This is a genomic window from Bacillus sp. FJAT-25509 (genome assembly GCF_001420605.1).
Lineage (GTDB): Bacteria > Bacillota > Bacilli > Bacillales > Bacillaceae_G > Gottfriedia.
The window spans coordinates 40,631-61,326 of the sequence record NZ_LJIZ01000008.1 but is presented as its reverse complement, the minus strand read 5'-3'; the positions used below and the strand labels follow the sequence as shown (position 1 = coordinate 61,326).

Sequence of the window (20,696 nt, the reverse complement as noted above, 5' to 3'; positions counted from 1 at the left end):
TGTTCTGTTTCACTAATATTTCTTTATCTTTCAATTGAATACTAAAAGGCTAAATTGCATTTTTTGGCACTATCAAATTTATTTCATAAATAATAAAAAAACAGAAACCAGCCACTTCAATCGACTGTTTCTGTTTTTAAATATTATTTCCCTTTATTACGTGTCATTACGTCAAATACAACTGCAAGAACAAGAACTGCTCCTCGGATGATGTATTGGTATGAGATATCAATACCCATTAAGTTCATCCCACTTGTTAATGAAGCCATTACGAATGCACCGATAATAGTACCTGTTACTTTACCAACACCACCAGCAGCAGAAACACCACCTACATAAGCTGCAGCAATTGCATCTAACTCAAACATTGTACCTGCTTGGGGAGAAGCAGATGCAAGTCGAGCTGTAAACAATACGCCTGAAAGGGCTGCAAGCATACTCATTGAACCGAATACAATGTAAGTGATTTTCTTTACGCTAATTCCACTTAACTGTGCTGCTTCAGGGTTTCCACCAACTGCATAAATGTGACGCCCTAAAGGAGTTCTTGTTGTAATGAAATGGTAGACTACTACAACAATAAACATGATCACAGCAGTCCAAGAAATTCCTTGATAGCCGGCAAGAATATAGCAAATGTAACCAATGATACCAGAAATAAACAATAATTTAATAATTTGCATCGGCATTGAAAGTACTTCAAAACCGTACTTTATGTTTACGTTTCTCTTTTTAAAATCACTCCAGATAAAAAGAATGATAGAGATCGCACCAATTAATAGTGTTGATATGTGTAAACCATTCAAATTTCCTAAACTAGGAATATAGCCATTTCCAATCGCCTTAAAGCTTTCGTTAGCAACGATGATCGTACCAGTTTTAACAAGAGACATTAGTAGTAATCCCTTGAATATTAACATGCCTGCTAATGAAACTACGAATGAAGGAATTCCTAAATTAGCAACAAAGAATCCATTAATTAGACCAATAATAGCGCCAAATACTAGAACTGCAATGATTGAAATCCAGACTGGCAAACCATGTGTTAGAAATAGAGCAACTACTGCTCCTAGAAAACCAGCAACGAAACCAACTGAAAGATCAATATGTCGAATGACAATTACTAATGTCATACCAACTGCAAGGACTGCAACATAACCTGTCATATTGATTAAATCACTTAAGTTACGAGATGACATAAATAATCCATCTGTATTTAACGTAAAAACTAACATTATTACTGCAAGAGCTATATACATTCCATATTCACGGATGTTTTTTCTTAATAACATGCCTGCTTCTTGAAAAAAGTTCATTTTATTCAACCTCTCTTAAACGGTAGCTAGAGCCATAACGCTCTCTTGAGTTGCTTCTTCTCTTGATAATTCCCCGGTTATTTTACCTTCTGCCATAACATAAATTCGATCACTCATACCAAGGACTTCTGGAAGTTCAGAGGAAATCATGATAATGCTCATGCCTTGTTCGACCAGTAGATTCATAAAACTATAGATTTCAAATTTTGCACCTACGTCTATTCCACGAGTAGGTTCATCGAGAATTAGTACATTTGGGCTCGTAAATAACCATTTACTCAACGATACTTTTTGCTGATTACCACCACTCAACTTCCCTACAATTGAAGTAATTGATGGAGCTTTTATGTTTAACTTGTTTAAGTAATCATTTGCAACGACAATTTCTTCATGTTGATTAATCACGCTTGACTTGGAAATTTCAAATAAGTTCGTAATCGAAATATTATTTTTAATATCTTGTTCAAGGATCAATCCGTCGCCTTTACGATCCTCTGTTACATAAGCTATACCAGCTTTTATTGCATCTTTTGGATGTTTAAAACGCTTTTGCTCCCCTTGCACTAAAACGGAACCATCAAGTTTGAAATTTGTCGGATTTCCAAAAATACTTTTTGCTAGTTCTGTTCGACCTGATCCCATCAATCCAGCAATACCGATAATTTCGCCTTTTCGAACATTTAGATCAATATGATGAAGAATCTTACGACCTAATTTTGGATCGTACACATTCCAGTCTTTTAATTCTAATGAAACTTCACCAAACTTTTGATTTGGGCGCTTCGGATAAATATCATCAATTTCACGACCAACCATATGTTTGATTATTGTGTTTTCGGTGATTTCTTCTTTATTTAAAGAGCAAATTGTTTTTCCGTCGCGAAGTACAGTAACCGTATCTGCAACAGCAATTACTTCTTTAAGTTTGTGCGAAATCATAATACAAGAAATTCCTTGATTCTTTAGCTCTTTCATCAAGAAAAGTAGGTTTTCACTATCATCTTCATTTAAAGCAGCCGTAGGCTCATCGAGAATAAGCAATTTAACATCTTTACTAAGTGCTTTTGCTATTTCAACCAGTTGCTGTTTCCCTACACCTAACTCTTTAATTTGCACTTCCGGATTTACATCTAGCTTTACTTTTTTTAGCATTTCGATTGCTTTAACAATCGTTTCATTGAAATCAACAGTTATTCCCTTTTTAATTTCATGTCCGATAAAAATATTTTCGTAAACGGACAGCTCAGGAAAAAGAGATAATTCCTGATAAATGATTCCGATACCCTTTTTTTCACTATCACTTATTTTTGAAAACTTTTGAACTTCGTCTCCAAAAACAATATCACCTGTATAGGTTCCAAATGGATAAATACCACTTAATACTTTCATTAAAGTCGATTTTCCAGCACCGTTTTCACCGACTAAACAATGTATTTCCCCTTTTCTAACCTTGAAGTTAACATCGCTTAATGCCTTCACACCTGGAAACTCTTTTGAGATATTTCTCATCTCTAAAATAAATTCACTCATATGATCCGTCTCCCGAATTTGCCATCTACTTGAGTCATTGATTAAATTGAATAATTAACAAAATAGTGACGGTTAGACCATCACTATTTTGCAAGTTCTTTCTTCTATTAATTACTTCAATCCAGTGAAGTCAGAAGCGCTATAGTATCCAGAATCAACTAAATCCTTCTTCACTGTGCTTTGGTCAACAACAATAATATCTGTTTGTTTTGTTTTGATATCAGCTTTACCGTTGTTTGTAACGCCTGAAGCATCAGGTGTTTCATTTTTTAAGATTGAAGTTGCAGTAGCGATTGCATCTTTAACTAATGTACGAACGTCTTTGAAAACAGTCATAGATTGTTTACCGTCAATAATGTACTGTACAGAAGCTTTTTCAGCATCTTGACCAGAAATTATATATGAAGTTACATCTTTATCTGCTTTAAATGTATCTGCGATTGAACGAGCAGTCCCGTCATTTGGAGCAAGAACTAATACATCGCCTTTATCAGCTTTTGTAGCTTTTGTTAAGTTAGATGAAGTTAAGTTTTTAGCTACGTTGAAATCCCAGTTAGTTGTAACTTGACCGATAATTTTTGCTTGCTCATCACGAGTTAAATCAGCTTTAGCTTTTAAGCTATTTGCAGCTGCTGAATTCTCAACTTTGAAAGTTCCATCAGCAATTTTTGGTTGAAGAACTTTCCAAGCACCTTGGAAGAATAAGAATGCATTGTTATCAGATGCAGCGCCAGCGTATAGGTATAAAGGTTGACCTGATTTCCCTGAAGCATGATCTACAAGATATTGTGCTTGTGCAGCACCTACAGCAACACTATCAAATGATACATAGTAATCAACTGCGTCAGTACCTGTAATTAAACGATCATAAGAAATTACTTTAACACCAGCAGCTTTTGCAGCTTCAGCTGAAGCAGCAGCAGCAGCACCGTCTTGAGGACAAATAATTAAAACTTTGATGCCTTTTGCAATTAAAGAATCAACGTTTGCTTTTTCTTTAGCAGAGTCACCTTGTGAGAATAAAATTTCAACTGAATAATCTGTATCTTTTAAAGCATTTTTAAAGCGAGTTTCATCTTGAGTCCAACGTGGCTCATCTTTCGTAGGTAAAACGATACCAATATCGACTTTACCATTTTTACTTTTCTTACCAGCAGAAGTGCTATCACTTGATGTTGCTGATGATCCACATCCAGCTGCAACAAGAGTCATTACTAAAAATACTGAAATTATTGCAAAAATCTTTGATAACTTTTTCAAAGTGTTTCCCCCTTTTTTTCTGGTTACGCTTACATAAATAAGGTTATCACGATTTTTATTGGAAACGCTTACCCATTTCCTTCACTCTTTTGTCTATTATCTGCACTAATTTACCTCAACTTGGAAAACGTTTACATTCAGAATATTAAAACTAGCATTATCTTAACTTTGGGACATATTAGTACAGTTAATTTCGATTTAAATCAAAAAAAGAGTCAAACAGAAAACTCAATAAAAGTATTTACAAATTAATAAAGCAATTCGTAAATACAGTCATTAAGTATGTCGTTAGACTCTTTTATTACTAACTATTCAAATAAAATAAGTAATCGTTTATCAGTTCAAATTCAAGTATTTTTCCCTTTAAATATTCATTAAAACTTTCTTCCTATATTCCTTAGGAGATTCATTCGTACATTTTTTAAATACTCGACTAAAATAATTTGGATCATTATAGCCAACTTGGTAACAAATTTCTTTTAAATTCAATTCTCTTTTTTCCATTAATTGTTTCGCTTTATTAATTCTTAAGTTCATTAAATAATCACTGAAAGTCTCACCTGTTTGCTTTTTAAATAGTTTACTAAAGTAAACTGGATTCAATTTTAAATAGTTGGCCACTTGCTCAAGTGAGAGATCCTCTATGAAGTGATGAGCGATAAATTCCCTTGCCAATATCATCAGATGATTCGTCTTAATTTCTTTTTCTCGATCAATCTTTGTAATTAAATTAATGATTTGTTGCTCCACAATCATCTTCAATTGATTGATTTCATTCATTTCTGGAATATGAAATTTCTCAACTTCAATCGATGAATTACGAAGAGATTGGAAAATTTGATTAAATAGTGAATTTAATTCCGTTCTAACTTGCGAAACATCATAATGACAAAATCTTTCATACAAATTATTAAATTGATTCATAACGTCTTCTAGATCCGCTTTTCTAAAAGAATCAATTAAAACTTGTTTTTCCTCGTCTGGTATACTGATAGAATGACTCAATGAATGCTGATTAACACGCGTTAATTCATCACATTCTAAACTTGCATGAAATGCCTCATTATATGATTGTCGTAACCCTTCAATTCCTTGCTTTAAAGACCCAATACCAATCACTGTTTGATAACCAGTTTGATTTTCTATGTATTCAATCGTTTTTAAAGCATCTTGATAGAGTACAAGTGTTTGAAGATCGGCTTCTCGGTTAGGCTGTACTGGAATAAATATTGCTAATTGGCCATCTACAACAGGGCTGATTAAACAATTCCTCGAAGATTTCATAAAGTGTCTAACACATTCATAAATTCTCCTTTGTTCTTTGTCATTTTGACTAATTTCTTTAGGCAATTTAATGACACTTGCATAACCTAACTCGATTTCAAAACCGAGAATGCTAGAAAGTTGAGACATATTTAGTTCTTGAACAGTATTAAACATTAACATTAATGTATATTCATTTTCAGTGAGAGGACGTATAATCGATAAATTTTCAATAGCCTCTAATTCTTGTAATCTTTTCTTATGATCATCTTCTATTTCATCGATCATCTTCTGAAGTAAAGAGATGATATGATCTCGTTTAGCAGGCTTTAAAATATAATCTTTAACACCTAATGAAATGGCTTCTTGTGCATATGTAAAGTAGTCATATGCAGTGACAATGAATATTTTTGTATCAGGTAGTTTTTGCTTTATAACCGAAACAGCTTCAAGCCCTTGAATACCAGGCATTTTTATATCCATAAAGATAATATGAGGCTGGTATTCTATTGATTTTTCAATCGCAACTCGTCCATTTTCAGCTTGTTCAAATTGAAATTGATTAGGCATTGATCGATTTATCATCAATTCAAGTCCCTCGCGCTCTAATGGTTCATCATCAACAATTAATAAACGATACATAGTTACCTCCTTTAATTTTAAAATTTTGATGAGACAGGAAGCTTTAATATAATGGTTGTCCCTTTATTTATTTCACTTTTGATATCAACAATATCTTCTTCTCCATAAAAGAGGCGCCAGCGTTTAAACACATTTGTTGTACCTAATCCAGTTGAGCTTTTTTGAGAGATGATCGGCATAGACGATGTTAAAAGAGCCTCTCTAGTCTCCTCTTTCATACCAGCACCATTATCATAAATTTCGATGTAAATATATTTTTCAGAATTCTTAATCGTAATTCCTATTACTGCACCTTGCTCCATCCCCTCGATACCGTGTATAAATGCGTTTTCAAGAAGTGGTTGCAATGTTAAACAAGGAACTTTATTCCCTAAACATGATTCTTCTATATTTAATTCGAAGCGTACACGATCTCTAAACCTCGCCTTTTGAATCGAAAAATATTCTTCAGCATTCTTGATTTCTTCCAAAAGAGTGACAGGCTCGTCTAGTTTTCGTAAATTATAACGCAGCAAATTCGAGGTCGATACTGTTAGATCACTCGTTTGCTCAGCCCCTTCTATATAAGCTAACTTAGATATAACGTTTAACGTATTGAACAGGAAATGCGGGTTAATCTGACTTTGTAAGGCTTTTAATTCAAGTTCCTTTACAAGTCGGTCCTTTTCTACAATTTCAATATTTTTAATCATTAAATTACTTAAATTCTTTGACATTTCATTGAGGATTTTCCCAAGAATTCCGATTTCATTGTTTTGATACAATGTGGGGGGAGCCACATTAAAATTACCTTTACCAATTTGTTTAGCCATATAAACTAATCGATTGATTGGAATGACGATACTTCTAGACAACCATATTGCAAAAACAATACTAATGATAGTCGTTATAACGAACAACTGGACACCTAATTGATTCATAGACTGAGTATTTGCAATAATCTTTCGAAAAATAGGCTGATAATTACTGAGCTCTAAATCAACTAAGTTTTGACTATCCTCTCTAATAAACCCTGATATCTTCTCTATATCCCGGTATTGATCTGTATAACTTGAAAAATTTTGAGAGACTAAATTATCTGTAATTGATGATTCTAACCCTAGAAAAGAATCAATCATATGGGTAAAGTTTTCTAACACAAGCTGATTATTTTTAGTAGCATTATGTGTTAATAATTCTTTTTTTAATTTTTGTAAATTACTTTTATGCTGCAAAATCGATCGATAGTTTTTTGGCTGTGGATTAATAATATAACTACTTACCAAACTTAAATTCTCTTGGGTTTCAGAAGAGATTTGTTTATATAAAAATATTTTATTAATCATTAAATTATAACTCTCTTGAACCTTCTTACCATTTTCAAATATAAAAAATGAAACTAGATTTAGTAAAATAACTAAAATAGGAATAAAAATAAATAACTTTGTCCTAATTTTCAACGTTTCTCCTCCTGATCAACGTTTCTTTAGTCACCACCTCGGTTGGTGTAAAATTTTCTTTATTAATAACTTTTCCATGTAACGAATCAATTAATAATCCGACAGATTGAACGCCCATTTCATATGGCTTCTGAATAACAGTTGCTTTAATCGCATCATCTTGAACTGCTTGGAGTGTACCTTCGATATTATCAAATCCAAATATCTCTACTTGATTTAACTTTAAATTTTTTGATGCATTCAAAATGCCAATCGCGTCTAAAGCACTTGTACCAACCATAACTGAAATGTCTTTATTATTACGTAACATACTTTCAGTTTGAAGCTTTGCTTGAATAATCGATATATTAGAGGACTCGATATCCTTTACTACTAATTTAGGATGCTTTTTCACAATACTTAAAAAGCCATTTAATCTCGCCTGCTGACTTTCTGATTTTTCACTCCCAATAATAACGCCAATTTTTCCAACACCATTCGTTTCCTCTACGACAACTTTTCCTAACTGCTCTCCTGCGCTAAAATTATTTGTACCAACATAAGCAATACGCTTACTCTTTGGCGCATCTGTATCAATTGTAATAACAGGAATATGTTGTGAAACCGCTTTATTAATTACGGGCGAAAAAGTATTCTCATCAAGACTTTGTACGATAATACCGTCCACCTGAGAAGCAATTGCCTTTTCTAATAATTTAATTTGTTCTTCCGGACTTGTACGTAAAGGACCGATATATTCAACATTTACTCCAAATTTTTCTGCAGCAACATCTGCCCCTTCTTGTACTTTCCTCCAATAAGGATTATCAAACTCCTGCGAAATAAGGACAAAATGGAGTTTTTTCTTCGGTTCTACTTCTCGATCCTGTAGTTTTTGAACTGAATTTTCAATATTTCTAGCATTTATTTCAAAATGAATAAGTACATAAACAAACAATAAAAAAAGTACGCTTAAAATAATCGACCACTTTTTCTCTTCCATAACGTCCTCCAGTCCTATATTAAAATAGTACATTTTGATTATACAGTTTACAAGACTATTAAACTTTACAATTTTTTCCCTTTTATTTTATTCGAACGAATGAATCGTTTAATAAGGAAATTTGTAACCTCAAACTACCTTTACTAAAAAAACGTTATATTGAGATTTTTTCAAAAAAAAAGATCCGATATGAGACAAGATCTGTTTGAAAAAATATCAAAGCTTACCAATCCCTTTTTTTGATCAAAAAACACATGGTGAATTAATTAAATCGCCTACCTGAACTGAATTCAACCTAATCAGATACCCGCCATATAAAAGGATTCCAACAAGGCACAAATTCATAATAAATGTAACAATCGGTGTAATCATGGCAATCACACGCGCTGCTTTTATTGCACTTTGTGAATAATCTTTATTTGCATTTTTAAATTACTTCGTTTCGTAATCAGACCTTACAAAAGCACTAGAAAATACGGTGACGCTGGCTTAGGCTTATCAATTACCCAGTCAATTACTAATGCTCACGGCGGTAATATAATAGTAGAAAGTAAAGTGTTTCAGGAAAAGGTAGTACGTTTATTGTTCAATTGCCGATTTGAATATGTAATTGATTTATTGAAAATTGAAATGTGCTTCCTCATAACTGTCTTTAATGGAAATCAACCTTAACCATGATAATGTTGTTGAACACTAATTGACGAACTCATTTTTCAACAGTTTAAAGCCACCTTATAAGGTGGCTTCTTTATTTTTCAAGCGAAGTACCAGACCTACATAAAAAAGGCTAGCAATAAGCACACCTTCTTAAACACGGATATAAATTTAATCTAATTATGATGGAGACGGAAATCTTGCCGCTTCAAAATGCGTACTAACCTCACCATCAACATTTGTATCAATCGTACCAGCTATGCTACTTTGAGCAAAAACCTCAACCTTATCCATAGCATTAAGTTTCGCGATTGTTGAGACATTTACAGTATTTCCAAAGAGTATTGGACCAAAGAAATCATTATCAATAGCGATTGCAGGTTTTCCATTTACGCGAATTTCGATCCGTACTCTATAATCGACATTGTTGTTAACAGGGAAAAAAGTAATCGTTCCAGAAACTAAATAGACCCCATTATTTCTTGTTCTAAATATTGAAGTAAACGGATTATATTCATTTGCTAAATCAAATTGTTTTTTATTGTAGTTTACTTTTACAAAAGTATTTTCGGGCACGGTTTGAGTTACATTGCTTACAGCTCTAAAAGCCGATGCAATATTAATATTCTCTTTATTCTCTTTATTCTCTTCATTTGAATCGTTTGGTTTTTTCATTTTTGGAGGCACACTTTTCACTTCACTCTCTAATAAACTCCTATCATTATATTTAGAATAGACTTAAGTGATTGTATGCTTGTCCATGAGCAATAGCTATATTTGATTTACTATTCAGAAAAAAAGGGCTTTACTCATTAAAAGTAAAGCACCAGTTAATTGAAGAACAAGAATAGTATAAGTGTTGTGATTACATTACCTGCCTTAAGTAAGGCTCAATAATCACCATCAATTTCAATTATTGCTAATTATCTCTTCTACAAGTTTTTGTTAAGACGTTTTTTCCATACATACGTTAACGTAATAAAGACGTAGATGCAAAGTGTAATGATCGTTACGATGATCGGTGTCGTGAAAATGATTCCGATTAGAATCATCATTAAAGCGATGATTACAGCCCAAGTCGTATATGGGAACCATTTAACTAAATATTCACTTGTTTTTCCAGATGACTGTTTACGTGATTTCAAATGAGCAAAGGCAATAATCAACCAGATGAATAATACAGTATATCCTAGCGATCCCATCAAGAAATCAAATGTCTTGCTTCCAGCAAATAAGGAAATTAGTACACCGCCAAGTAAAGTGGAAGTACACATTAATATTGCGTATACAGGAACTTTCCTCTTAGATAATTTTGAAAAGATTTTCGGAATGCGACCGTCCGCAGCTTGCGTATACAGAACGCGGGATGAACCATACAATCCAGAGTTCATCGATGAAATAATTGCTATTAGAACAACAGCATTCATAATATGGTCAGCACCAGGAATCCCTATCATTTTAAAGACCATTACAAACGGACTTTCTGGCACCCCGTTTACTTTGTTCCAAGGAATTAAACTAACGATGATGAAAAATGGAATGATATAGAAAGAAATGATTCTAACCAAAGTACTTCGAACGGCTTTTGGAACCACTTTTTCTGGATTTTTCGTTTCTGCTAATGTGACCCCGATAATTTCAGTACCACCATATGAATAAATTACAACCAACATAGCCGAAATTAAACCTGTTGACCCATTCGGAAAGAAACCGCCATGGTCAGTTAAGTTAGAGAAACCGACTGCTTTATGATCACCAAAATTCACAAGTAACAATATTAACCCAGCTAAGATGAATACAATGATGACAGTAATTTTAATTAAAGCAAGCCAGTACTCCGTTTCAGCAAAAACCTTTACCGATAGCAAATTGATTGTTGTAACCAACACCGAAACAACTAATGCAAGCATCCATATTGGATAATCTGGCAACCAATATTGAATGAAAATAGCAGCAACGATTGATTCAGCCGTGATGTTCAATACCCACATTTTCCAATAAATCCAATCAAGGAAATAAGCTGGATACTTTCCTAATATAGATTGGACAAGATCCCTGAATGTTCTTGCATCGCTATTGCGAACTGCCATTTCAGCTAAACCTTGTAAAACGAATAATAAGATGATGCCTCCTAGCAAGTAAGCAATTATGATGGATGGGCCTGCCATATCAATTGCTGAACTACTTCCCTTAAATAAACCTGCCCCAATTGCACCTCCTAATGCCATCATCGTAATATGTCTTGACGTCATTGTCCTTTGTAATTTCTGTTTGTCCGTTTTCATATCCTAACCTCCTAAAAAATCAAAAAAGGCACATCATCCCATTCTTCATAATCAAATGAAGAAAGAGACGACATGCCTTAGCTTACCGCGGTACCACTCTTATTGGCTCTTTTCGAACCCTACTTTAAAAACCTTGTAACGTAGGTCAATCGTTAAAACAAGAGAAAAGATTAAATCTAATCTTTCGCTTTACCACTCCCAGGCAAGTTCAAAGTATCATTGGACTGCGTCGCACCACCCCGCAGCTCTCTTTACCTAATAATTAACTTTTACTACTCCTGATCTTTGCGTTTTGATAAATATTTTCTGAATATTTTTTATAATAACTAATACTATACGGACGCAAAGCAAACTTGTCAACAGTTTTTTCAGAATAATATTTTTAAAGAATTAATCCTCGGCAGATTGGTTCAAAAGTTAAATGAATCCGTAAAATACTATTTTTTATATTTATTGAAGTATCATCAGTCAATATCGTTACCCCCCCACGATAATCGGCTCTTTAGCCGATTTTTTTTGTGGAACTAAAAGGCAGTTTAGTTTAGTAAGATATTGAATATTTATGATAATATGAATCCGATTTTATAGAGGGGAGTATGTAAATTATGGGTTGGTTTTTGTTCTTACTGCACAAGGGAATTTATTTTTTAATTTCCTTTATTTTGGTTCTCACGATCCGCATAACCCTAACGCTACCCCATATTTTGTTCGTGGTAATTTTGCCACAGAAAAAATATCTCAAAAATTCCTGACATACGAAAAATCAAAAAAACCCAGCCAGCTCAACCTAATAGCAAAAAAAATTAAAAATTTTAATTTGGATTGTATCTCTAATAGATTTAAATTTTCCATTTTTGGTATTTTATGGATAAATAAGTCATGTATAATAGAATTGTAGAAAACAAAAAAATAATACTAATGGGAAAGGTGTTTAATATGAAAAAAAATTTAAATAAAATTATTATGTTTTTAAGTGCATTTTCTTTGTTTTTATTGCTAGTGCAACCTGGTTCAACCGAAGCGGCATCAAAACCAACGCTTAAATCTTTAGAAAAGAACTATAATAGTGCTGTTCAAAAATTATTTTTTTGGAGTAGCTTAAATGATCAATTTAGTTTGGGATCTCTTATTGTAGATATATCTTCAAAAGCATACGATGAGTATAAATCTTTAACCCTGTCAAGTGAAAGAGAATACTCAAAGACAGATTTTGTAGATAATGTAACTACTATTACAAAAGTTGGTATTCAATCTGGAAGCAAAACCATGAGCAAAACCGTTACAATACCGATGAGAGTCTATGTTTACAAAAAATATTTAAAAGCAAATAGTAATTTAAAAGATGCGGAAAAGAAATTGAGAAAATATTATCCTAATGAAGCAAAATGTATCATAGATAATAAATGTAAACGCGGCAGTGGTGGTGGTGGCGCAGATCGTAAGTGGTAAAATTTATTTCACAAAAAAATTGGATTTCGGAAAAGAATTGCACTAGACCTAAATATGGATAAAGGGAATGTATCAAAAAGTCTAAAAAGATTATGTCAAAAGCAATTTATTGCAAAAATAGAGAATGGATATATGATTAATCCTCACCTATTTTATATTGGTAAAAGTCATTCAAATGATCGATATGAATTACGTAAAGAATTTGACACAGCTTTAACGAGCAATAATATTCAACCTCGTTTTTCAATGAATGAAGATATGTATAAGCTAACAGAATGTCAACCAAATTCGGTTGAAGAGTCTAGTAATACTACCGAATATAATTCATCAAATTTCCCTTTTTAATAAAAGGCTACATGAATCATTCAGGATTTTATACAAAAATAAGAGAATAGGATAGTTACAGATTCCCCTACAAACGTTGAGAAGTCTACGATGTATAAAATGATGCATATGAAGAGAAAAAGGAAAAAGCCAATCCCTTGCCGCAGAAGGGATTGGCTTTTTATTGACTTCCGTTGCAAAGTATGAAGAAAGATGACATTTTCGGCCGTCCGAATCATTATTGTTATAGCATATTTACCTATTCTTTATAAAATCAATAAACGACTTACCTACTTAGAAAATGAGGTCAAAAGATTAAATGGGGAATAAATCTTATTGAACCAAAGCAGTGCGTTAGTTGCATAAGGAAGTATCAAAACTAGTAAATTATTTTGTTTTTAAAGCTAATTTGTCTTCAACATAGAGCAGAGTACCATCTTTAAACCCTTTGGGAAGACTAGGCCGAAGCCTTTTGTTCTCTTGATATGTTCGGTCTCGTAAAAGAAAAGACTGCGCATAGTAACGCAATAATGACAATGCCACTCCCAAACCAAGCTGTGTTGGAAACCGAGCCAGTTTGGTTTAGCACAATGCCACCAATTGCTGAACCAAGCGAAATACCAATTTGCAATGCGGAATTATTAAAACTTTGCTGTATATCAGACGTAGCTGGATCGGTTTGAATCAAATAGCTTTGTTGAGGTGGCGCCAAGCTCCAACTCAATGCTGCCCAAACCATCATCGTTGGGATGAATAAGACTAGTGAAGAAGTTGTTAATGGTATTAAACACAATACAATAGCAAATGCACTGATAACGATGATGATACTTTTCCGAGCACCAATCCAATCAGAAAGTGTTCCTCCGAATGCTCCACCACTTACAGCTGCAATACCAAATACAAAATAGCAGATACTAATCCAGTTGGAATTTAGATGAAGATTCGTTTCTAAAAATGGGGTAAAATAGGCATAAATCGTATAGTGTCCTGCTAACATAAACATGGTAGCAAGATGGGCGCTGATTATTTTCCCACTTCCTAAAGCCTTTAATTGTTGTGAAAGCGGAATTGTTTTTTCCCCAGGAATGCGCCCCAAAAATAGTGAAATTAGCGCCATCGATCCGATTGATAATACAGCGATTCCAAGAAATATTACACGCCATCCAAACATATTGGAAATCAGGATTCCCAATGGTACGCCTAACACTAATGACGAACTAATCCCCATATAAATGAGTCCCAAAGCTTTGGCCTGGTGGGCAGGAGCAACAATTTTAACAACAATGGTTAAAGAAAGCACAACGACAAGTGCTGTACTTGTTGCCGTCAACACCCTAGCAATCATCATAAAGGTAAAGTTTGGACTAAAATATGTCATTACATTACCGATGAAAAAGACAAACAAGGAAGCAAGATACAATTTCTTGCGTTCGATTCTGCTGGTTAATACCAGTAAAATCGGACCGGCAATGGCATAGATAAGCGAAAACACTGTTATAAGTTGCCCTGTAGTGCTTAATGAAATGTTGAAATCATCGGCGATTGTTGGCAATATTCCACCAACGATTAATTCAACTAATCCTACCGCAACGGTCGATAATGCTATTATAAAAACTTTCAAATTCATACTATATTTCTATCCTTTCTTAGTTAATATAAAAAGAAATGACCCTGAAGGTCCTTTACAGAAAACAATAAAAAAATCCTGATTACAAAAAACGAATAAATTCATTTTCTGTAATCAGGATTTTTAAGGTTCCTGGTAGAGACCTTCTAGCCATATTCTAGAAGTTATACAGTTCATATATATATTAAAAGTGATCACTTTGTTGATTTTACTATACTTTATCCTATCCCTCAAGTGTAAAATCATTTCCAAAGCTAAAATTCCAATCTAAAAGGGGTACAGCCACATGCCTCTCAAGCTAACAGAACAGATTGTCCCAAAACGATAAAAATGAACTTCATTGCTATTAAAAACACATAATTTAATATAAAAAACAATAAGAACAGGGTCACACCGATTCTTAATCAACTTATCTGGTCGATACTTCAATAAAAAAAGAGCACCAATTAGACTAATGTGTTCAGTTTTGAGGTACAAAAAATCAAACAGCAACCAAAAAAGCAGACATTTTAGTTATCAAATTAACAGTAAATTTAGCACATAAGACAACAAAAAAGCAGCGAAGTTCGCTCCTTTTTGATTACCATTCTCTCCACTCTTCGGTAATGTCATCATCAGTTTCTAATCCTGCAATACTTACTGCTGTATCAATAAACTCACAAAGGTCTTCTCGCTCCATCGTTTCGATGTAATAATCATGTTGTTCATTTAATTCATTAAATTTAATTACCACACCTTTAACAATCTTCATTATTTCTGCTTCTGGAGGGTTTGCACCCAGTTTTTCTAAGCTATTAATAAAACTGTCAAGAACTTCATTTGTTGCATTAATATTTTCTTCATTAAAAAATTCATTATCCTCATCATTCTCGACCCATTGAATTGTTGGTTTGTTTTTTCTTAATTCTTCAAATGACATAATTTCCTCCACATCAAAAATTGGTCATACATTGTATGCCAAATTAACACTAATTTTAACATAGGTTTTGTAGACTGTCTGCTGGTCATCAGACACTTGCTAATTACTATGTTAAATTAATAGTTAAAATCAAAATAATACCTTTATACTAACAAATAAAAGAAGTCCAATTCATTTGCAAATTGGACTTAAAATTGAACTGTTATTATTATTTTTGTACTCAAAATCTGAACCCGTTCCAATTAGACAACCTCTTTTTTAGTTCAAAAATCAACATTTTTATTTAACTGAGCCTAATTATTAATAATTATCAACTCATTTTTAAAGCTCACATGTAAATACTAACTATGAATTAAACTTATTAAACGAAGTGGAGTGTGCCAAGTATGGATGAAATTATTGAAAGTCTGAAAAGTCTACACAATGAAATAAGTGTTAAGCTTAGCAATGCTTTCAACTTTTCAGAAACTAATGATAAGCATAACCAAAGTTCACATCAAAATTATACTGAATTATCTAAAGTTGCTAAAGAGCACTTAGAACAAAATAAAGAACATCAAATAGCTAAGACAATTTTAAAACATTTAGAATCATTACTTAGTGAGGTTGATGAAATAAAAAACGCTTAACTTTAAATCGTTAATAACATTATCGATAAAAAGGATTTTCCCTACTGTATCAATAATATTCTTAATCAAAATAGCGCTCCCAAAATGTATAAAAGACAGAACCAACTAATACAAAAAATCTCTACGGAATCTTCCATAGAGATTTTTAAAAATACTTATTTTATTATCTTTTTGCCCCTGTAAAACGTCTATTTAAAAACTTAGCAAACAATCTAGCAAATAGATTAAATAAAAGGATCATTACGATTAAGACTGCAGCAGATTTTGTAGCGATGCTTTGTGCATCTGGAACAATACCTTCTGAATTTAATTTCCAGATATGAACTGTTAACGTTTCTGCTGGTCTAAAAATATTAAACGGATTCATCGGTGTATTTAATGGAGCAGCATTATTTAGAATAGGCGTTGTAAGTCCAGCAGTATAGATTAATGCCGCTGCTTCACCAAAAATTCTTCCAGCTGCTAAAATAATCCCCGTAATTAATTGTGGAATTGCTGTTGGGATACTAATTTTAGTAATAGTTTGCCACTTTGTAGCTCCTAATCCAAGACTACCTTCTTTACTAGTTTTAGGAACATTTAATAACGCTGTTTCACTTATCCTTGTTAAACTTGGAAGATTTAAGATTGAAATCGCAAGTGCACCACCAATTAATGTGTAACCCCATCCAGTCATTGTTACAAATACTAATAAACCGAATAAACCTACTACGATTGAAGGCAACGAAGCCAACGTTTCAATACATAGTCTTAAGAAATTTAAAAATCGACCTGGTTTTGCATACTCTGCCATATAAATCCCAGCTCCAACTCCAATCGGAACTGAAATAATTAATGTTAACACTAAGATATAAAATGAATTAAAAAGTTGTGGTCCAATCCCACCACCTGCTTGAATATTACTAGGTTTTCCAAACAAGAAATCAAAGTCCCAGAATCCCCAACCTTTAAAAATAATTTCACTTAATAAAAATAGTAATAATATTACAACTAAGCCAGCTATTAAACAAAGAATTCCCGTCCAAATCTTATCCATTTTTCTTGCAATCATGATTCATATCCTCCTTTTCTCCCAATTAATCGAATGACAAGTATAAAGAGGAAGGATATTAAAAGTAAGATCATTGCTAGAGTCCATAAAGTGTTATTCCAAGCTGTACCGTTTAATGTATTTGCCATATCCATTGTTAAAATTCCTGTTAATGTTGCTGTTGGGTCAAAAATACCATTAGGGAACTTAACTGTATTTCCGATTACCATTTGTACAGCTAATGCTTCACCAAATGCACGAGCCAGACCTAAAACGACTGCTGTTAAAATGTTTGTTTTTGCAGCGGGTACAATTGCCAATTTAATTGCTTGCCATCTAGTAGAGCCTAGTCCATATGATGCTTCTAAATAAGTTCTAGGAACAGCTCGCACAGCATCAGATGCTATACTTGCAATTGTCGGTAAAATCATGATACTAAGCACAATAATCCCTGCAATTAAGCTAAAACCTACTCCACCTACAGTATTTCTAAGAAGTGGAACTAATATTGTTACCCCAAGAAATCCATAAACTACTGAGGGAATACCGACTAGAATTTCTAAAACTGGAATTAATACTTTTTCACCAAACTTAGGTGAAATAAAATTCATGAAAATTGCTAATGCAATCGCAATTGGTGCAGCTATAATTACAGCGCCAACAGATACAAGAATTGATCCAACAATAAAGATTAAAGCACCATATGTTGGGTTTGAAGCATTATTCGGACTCCAATGTTTTGAAAACAAAATTTCACTTAACGATATATCACTTACTGTAAATGATTGAATCCCTTTACTAACAATAAATCCTATTATTGCTATTGTAATACCGATCATTAAGAAACCACATAAAGTTACAAGAGTTCTTCCAAGGTATTCAATTAGAAAAAAGTTTCTTTTTTTGAAATTCATGATAAACCCCTATCATCCATTAATAAATTAGTTTGAGAGTTGGTATAAAACCAACTCTCATTTTTTATATTATTCTAAGCCTGCCATTTTCGAAGCTGGGATATAACCCATCTCAACTAACTTATTAGAAAACTCGTCGCCACTAATAAATTCAATATATTCTTTTACAGGAGATTTCGCATCGCCTTTTGTAATCATGTACTCATAAGAATAGAATGGGTAATCACCTGAAACGATATTGTCTGTAGTAGATTCTTTTCCATCAATTTTCACAGTTTTTAAAGCATCTTTTTTATCGCCGATTAAATATGAGTTAGCAAGGTACGAGATTGCACCTGGAGTAGAGTTTACAGCTTGCTCAACTGCACCGTTTGAGTCTTGTACTGTTCCTACGCCATCATTAATCTTAACGTCTTTCATAATTTTCTTTTCAAATGCTGCACGTGTACCAGATGATGCTGGACGATTAATTACATTAATTTTTTCATCTTTACCGCCAACTTCTTTCCAGTTCGTTACTTTTCCAGCGAAAATATCTTCAATTTGTTGAAGTGTAAGTGAGTCTACACCAACATCTTTATTCGTTACCATTGAGTAACCAACACCAGCAACTTTTGCTTCTACTAATGAACTTGCTAAAGTTTTATCTTCTAATTTATCAGCAGCTGGTACATCTGAGTTACCAATTTGAATTGCTCCAGTAGATACTTGGTTTACCCCAGTACCACTACCGCCACCTTGAACTGTAATTGATACTTGTGGGAACTTAGCCATAAATTCAGTAGCCGCTTCATCAGCTAGTGGTTGTAATGCTGTTGATCCAGCAGCACCAATTGTTCCTGTTAATTCTACTTTTTTATCATCTGAAGTCTTTCCAGTTGTTTTATCATCTTTATTAGAACATCCTGCTAACATACCTGTAATAGCCATTGCTGCAAATGTTAATTTTAATCCACGTTTCATTTTAATCCCCCTAAAATGTTTGTTTTTATTTTTAATTTTGTTTTTTATTTTTGTTTGTTTCTCTCTTACATTCTCTACTTTAAAGTTTTTAGGTTAAGCAAGTTTTAATCAATCGTAAAGAAATTGTAAATCTTTTTAAGAATTGTATATTTAGTCGATATAAGGGCACTAAACGTTGCGTTAAACTATCAAGTATTTATTAAAACTTACTAAATATAAAGTAGAAAACTACTTAATACTAACTTTACTTTTTAAGTAGTTTCATCATGTTGATCGTTAACGTAGTCAATATTGAAAAGCCCGAACATATAGTGACTTTAATTGATATAGCTGTGAACCTCGTTGATAAAGTGATGCTTTTTGTTGATATAGCGACGGAATTTGTTGAAAAAAGCTTTTTGTCCATTACAAAGAAATAAAAAAAGCTGACTCAAAAAGTCATAGACCTTTAGAGTCAGCTCAAATTACATTATTATTGTAAACCTGACATTTCTGAAGCTGGGATATAGCCCATTTCAACTAACTTATTAGCAAATTCATCGCCACTAATGAATTCAATATATTCTTTTACTGGAGATTTTGCATCACCTTTTGTAATCATATACTCATATGAATAGAATGGGTATGCACCAGAAGTAATGTTATCAGTTGAAGATTCTTTTCCATCAATTTTCACAGTTTTTAAAGCGTCTTTTTTATCGCCAATTAAATATGAATTAGCAAGATAAGAAATTGCACCAGGAGTAGAGTTTACAGCTTGTTCAACTGCACCGTTTGAATCTTGAACTGTTCCTACGCCATCATTAATCTTAACGTCTTTCATAATTTTCTTTTCAAACGCTGCACGAGTACCAGATGATGCTGGACGATTAATTACATTAATTTTCTCATCTTTACCGCCAACTTCTTTCCAGTTTGCTACTTTTCCAGCGAAAATATCTTCAATTTGTTGAAGTGTAAGTGAATCTACACCAACATCTTTATTTGTAACCATTGAGTAACCAACACCAGCAACTTTAGCTTCTACTAATGAACTTGCTAAAGATTTATCTTCTAATTTTTCAGCAGCAGGTACATCTGAGTTACCAATTTGAATTGCTCCAGTAGATACTTGGTTTACACCAGTACCACTACCGCCACCTTGAACTGTAATTGATACTTGTGGGAACTTCGCCATAAATTCAGTTGCTGCTTCGTCAGCTAGTGGTTGTAATGCTGTTGATCCTGCAGCACCAATTGTTCCTGTTAATTCTACTTTTTTATCATCTGTACTAGTCTTGCCAGTTGTTTTTTCGTCTTTATTAGAACATCCTGCTAACATACCTGTAATAGCCATTGCTGCAAATGTTAATTTTAATCCACGTTTCATTATTGTTTGTCCTCCTAAGGAAAATTATTATTTTCTACATCTCTAACTATAGAAAAGAATAATTAACCTAGTTTTAAACGATTGTAAATAATTCGTAAAGT

General features: G+C 33.1%; 19 protein-coding genes, 1 riboswitch and 1 other annotated feature. Of the genes, 4 read left to right on the top strand and 15 right to left on the bottom strand.

All coding sequences use genetic code 11. From position 1 onward, the window contains the following. Positions 1-143: 143 nt before the first annotated feature. From AN960_RS05525 to AN960_RS05490, 9 genes are all read right to left on the bottom strand, one after another. A complete protein-coding gene (locus AN960_RS05525) occupies positions 144-1,316 on the bottom strand; it encodes a sugar ABC transporter permease (protein ID WP_056468026.1) in 1,173 nt (390 codons plus the stop codon). A 15-nt stretch (positions 1,317-1,331) separates the two neighbouring features. Then, the gene (locus AN960_RS05520; RefSeq protein WP_056468025.1) at positions 1,332-2,846 is read right to left on the bottom strand and encodes an ATP-binding cassette domain-containing protein; all 1,515 of its coding nucleotides are present in this window, start codon (positions 2,844-2,846) and stop codon (positions 1,332-1,334) included. A 111-nt stretch (positions 2,847-2,957) separates the two neighbouring features. After that, entirely contained in the window at positions 2,958-4,106 is a 1,149-nt protein-coding gene (locus AN960_RS05515) for a sugar ABC transporter substrate-binding protein (protein ID WP_286131601.1), read from the bottom strand. Between the two features lie 363 nt (positions 4,107-4,469). Next, the gene (locus tag AN960_RS05510) at positions 4,470-6,011 is read right to left on the bottom strand and encodes a response regulator (RefSeq protein ID WP_056468022.1); all 1,542 of its coding nucleotides are present in this window, start codon (positions 6,009-6,011) and stop codon (positions 4,470-4,472) included. Between the two features lie 17 nt (positions 6,012-6,028). Continuing rightward, a complete protein-coding gene (locus AN960_RS05505; RefSeq protein ID WP_056468019.1) occupies positions 6,029-7,450 on the bottom strand; it encodes a sensor histidine kinase in 1,422 nt (473 codons plus the stop codon). Next, entirely contained in the window at positions 7,440-8,432 is a 993-nt protein-coding gene (locus tag AN960_RS05500) for a sugar-binding protein (RefSeq protein WP_056468015.1), read from the bottom strand. The genes AN960_RS05505 and AN960_RS05500 overlap by 11 nt, the downstream gene beginning before the upstream one ends. Before the next feature lie 243 nt (positions 8,433-8,675). Next, complete coding sequence (locus tag AN960_RS24995; RefSeq protein WP_390310933.1) at positions 8,676-8,804, bottom strand: hypothetical protein; 129 nt, start codon at positions 8,802-8,804, stop codon at positions 8,676-8,678. A 462-nt stretch (positions 8,805-9,266) separates the two neighbouring features. Next, complete coding sequence (locus AN960_RS05495) at positions 9,267-9,761, bottom strand: ABC transporter permease (protein ID WP_056468375.1); 495 nt, start codon at positions 9,759-9,761, stop codon at positions 9,267-9,269. Between the two features lie 257 nt (positions 9,762-10,018). Next, entirely contained in the window at positions 10,019-11,371 is a 1,353-nt protein-coding gene (locus AN960_RS05490; protein ID WP_056468012.1) for an amino acid permease, read from the bottom strand. A gap of 60 nt (positions 11,372-11,431) precedes the next feature. Further along, positions 11,432-11,666: a binding site (T-box leader), on the bottom strand. 641 nt (positions 11,667-12,307) lie between these two features. Here AN960_RS05490 and AN960_RS05480 point away from each other — a divergent pair. Next, positions 12,308-12,820 carry a hypothetical protein gene (locus AN960_RS05480; protein ID WP_156339627.1) on the top strand — a complete coding sequence of 171 codons (513 nt, stop codon included), beginning with the start codon at positions 12,308-12,310 and terminating at the stop codon, positions 12,818-12,820. A gap of 54 nt (positions 12,821-12,874) precedes the next feature. Further along, positions 12,875-13,165: a hypothetical protein gene (locus AN960_RS05475; protein WP_056468004.1), complete on the top strand. Its 291-nt coding sequence runs from the start codon at positions 12,875-12,877 to the stop codon at positions 13,163-13,165. A 436-nt stretch (positions 13,166-13,601) separates the two neighbouring features. On the opposite strand, the gene AN960_RS05470 is transcribed toward AN960_RS05475, so the two are convergent. Both AN960_RS05470 and AN960_RS05465 read right to left on the bottom strand, forming a co-directional pair. Then, positions 13,602-14,771, bottom strand: coding sequence for an MFS transporter (locus AN960_RS05470; RefSeq protein ID WP_056468001.1), 1,170 nt, complete (start codon positions 14,769-14,771; stop codon positions 13,602-13,604). 91 nt (positions 14,772-14,862) lie between these two features. Beyond that, a riboswitch (purine riboswitch) is annotated at positions 14,863-14,963 on the bottom strand. A gap of 388 nt (positions 14,964-15,351) precedes the next feature. Beyond that, the gene (locus AN960_RS05465; RefSeq protein WP_056467998.1) at positions 15,352-15,690 is read right to left on the bottom strand and encodes a hypothetical protein; all 339 of its coding nucleotides are present in this window, start codon (positions 15,688-15,690) and stop codon (positions 15,352-15,354) included. Between the two features lie 386 nt (positions 15,691-16,076). Here AN960_RS05465 and AN960_RS05460 point away from each other — a divergent pair, with 386 nt between their 5' ends. Further along, on the top strand, positions 16,077-16,319 hold the full coding sequence (locus AN960_RS05460) for a hypothetical protein (protein WP_056467996.1): 243 nt from the start codon (positions 16,077-16,079) through the stop codon (positions 16,317-16,319). A gap of 163 nt (positions 16,320-16,482) precedes the next feature. Here AN960_RS05460 and pstA read toward each other — a convergent pair whose 3' ends face one another. The 3 genes from pstA to AN960_RS05445 form a co-directional block, all read right to left on the bottom strand. Beyond that, positions 16,483-17,370, bottom strand: coding sequence for a phosphate ABC transporter permease PstA (pstA, locus tag AN960_RS05455; RefSeq protein ID WP_056467992.1), 888 nt, complete (start codon positions 17,368-17,370; stop codon positions 16,483-16,485). Then, complete coding sequence (gene pstC, locus AN960_RS05450; protein ID WP_056467989.1) at positions 17,367-18,263, bottom strand: phosphate ABC transporter permease subunit PstC; 897 nt, start codon at positions 18,261-18,263, stop codon at positions 17,367-17,369. Before pstC ends, pstA begins: the two co-directional genes overlap by 4 nt. A 69-nt stretch (positions 18,264-18,332) precedes the next feature. After that, positions 18,333-19,226 (bottom strand): phosphate ABC transporter substrate-binding protein PstS family protein, encoded by an 894-nt coding sequence (locus tag AN960_RS05445; RefSeq protein ID WP_390310939.1) that lies wholly within the window; start codon positions 19,224-19,226, stop codon positions 18,333-18,335. A 266-nt stretch (positions 19,227-19,492) separates the two neighbouring features. On the opposite strand from AN960_RS05445, the gene AN960_RS24365 reads away from it, so the two are divergent. Continuing rightward, complete coding sequence (locus AN960_RS24365) at positions 19,493-19,645, top strand: hypothetical protein (RefSeq protein WP_156339626.1); 153 nt, start codon at positions 19,493-19,495, stop codon at positions 19,643-19,645. A 53-nt stretch (positions 19,646-19,698) separates the two neighbouring features. On the opposite strand, the gene AN960_RS05440 is transcribed toward AN960_RS24365, so the two are convergent. Next, complete coding sequence (locus AN960_RS05440; protein ID WP_056467978.1) at positions 19,699-20,595, bottom strand: phosphate ABC transporter substrate-binding protein PstS family protein; 897 nt, start codon at positions 20,593-20,595, stop codon at positions 19,699-19,701. Positions 20,596-20,696 lie beyond the last annotated feature (101 nt).

Coding starts and splice junctions, on each gene's coding strand:
- AN960_RS05440 (WP_056467978.1), bottom strand. CDS start 20,595: ATGAAACGTGGATTAAAATTAACATTTGCAGCAATGGCTATTACAGGT.
- AN960_RS05520 (WP_056468025.1), bottom strand. CDS start 2,846: ATGAGTGAATTTATTTTAGAGATGAGAAATATCTCAAAAGAGTTTCCA.
- AN960_RS24995 (WP_390310933.1), bottom strand. CDS start 8,804: ATGATTACACCGATTGTTACATTTATTATGAATTTGTGCCTTGTTGGA.
- AN960_RS05470 (WP_056468001.1), bottom strand. CDS start 14,771: ATGAATTTGAAAGTTTTTATAATAGCATTATCGACCGTTGCGGTAGGA.
- pstA (WP_056467992.1), bottom strand. CDS start 17,370: ATGATTGCAAGAAAAATGGATAAGATTTGGACGGGAATTCTTTGTTTA.
- AN960_RS05445 (WP_390310939.1), bottom strand. CDS start 19,226: ATGAAACGTGGATTAAAATTAACATTTGCAGCAATGGCTATTACAGGT.
- AN960_RS05480 (WP_156339627.1), top strand. CDS start 12,308: ATGAAAAAAAATTTAAATAAAATTATTATGTTTTTAAGTGCATTTTCT.
- AN960_RS24365 (WP_156339626.1), top strand. CDS start 19,493: ATGTTGATCGTTAACGTAGTCAATATTGAAAAGCCCGAACATATAGTG.
- AN960_RS05525 (WP_056468026.1), bottom strand. CDS start 1,316: ATGAACTTTTTTCAAGAAGCAGGCATGTTATTAAGAAAAAACATCCGT.
- pstC (WP_056467989.1), bottom strand. CDS start 18,263: ATGAATTTCAAAAAAAGAAACTTTTTTCTAATTGAATACCTTGGAAGA.
- AN960_RS05490 (WP_056468012.1), bottom strand. CDS start 11,371: ATGAAAACGGACAAACAGAAATTACAAAGGACAATGACGTCAAGACAT.
- AN960_RS05495 (WP_056468375.1), bottom strand. CDS start 9,761: ATGAAAAAACCAAACGATTCAAATGAAGAGAATAAAGAGAATAAAGAG.
- AN960_RS05460 (WP_056467996.1), top strand. CDS start 16,077: ATGGATGAAATTATTGAAAGTCTGAAAAGTCTACACAATGAAATAAGT.
- AN960_RS05465 (WP_056467998.1), bottom strand. CDS start 15,690: ATGTCATTTGAAGAATTAAGAAAAAACAAACCAACAATTCAATGGGTC.
- AN960_RS05500 (WP_056468015.1), bottom strand. CDS start 8,432: ATGGAAGAGAAAAAGTGGTCGATTATTTTAAGCGTACTTTTTTTATTG.
- AN960_RS05475 (WP_056468004.1), top strand. CDS start 12,875: ATGGATAAAGGGAATGTATCAAAAAGTCTAAAAAGATTATGTCAAAAG.
- AN960_RS05510 (WP_056468022.1), bottom strand. CDS start 6,011: ATGTATCGTTTATTAATTGTTGATGATGAACCATTAGAGCGCGAGGGA.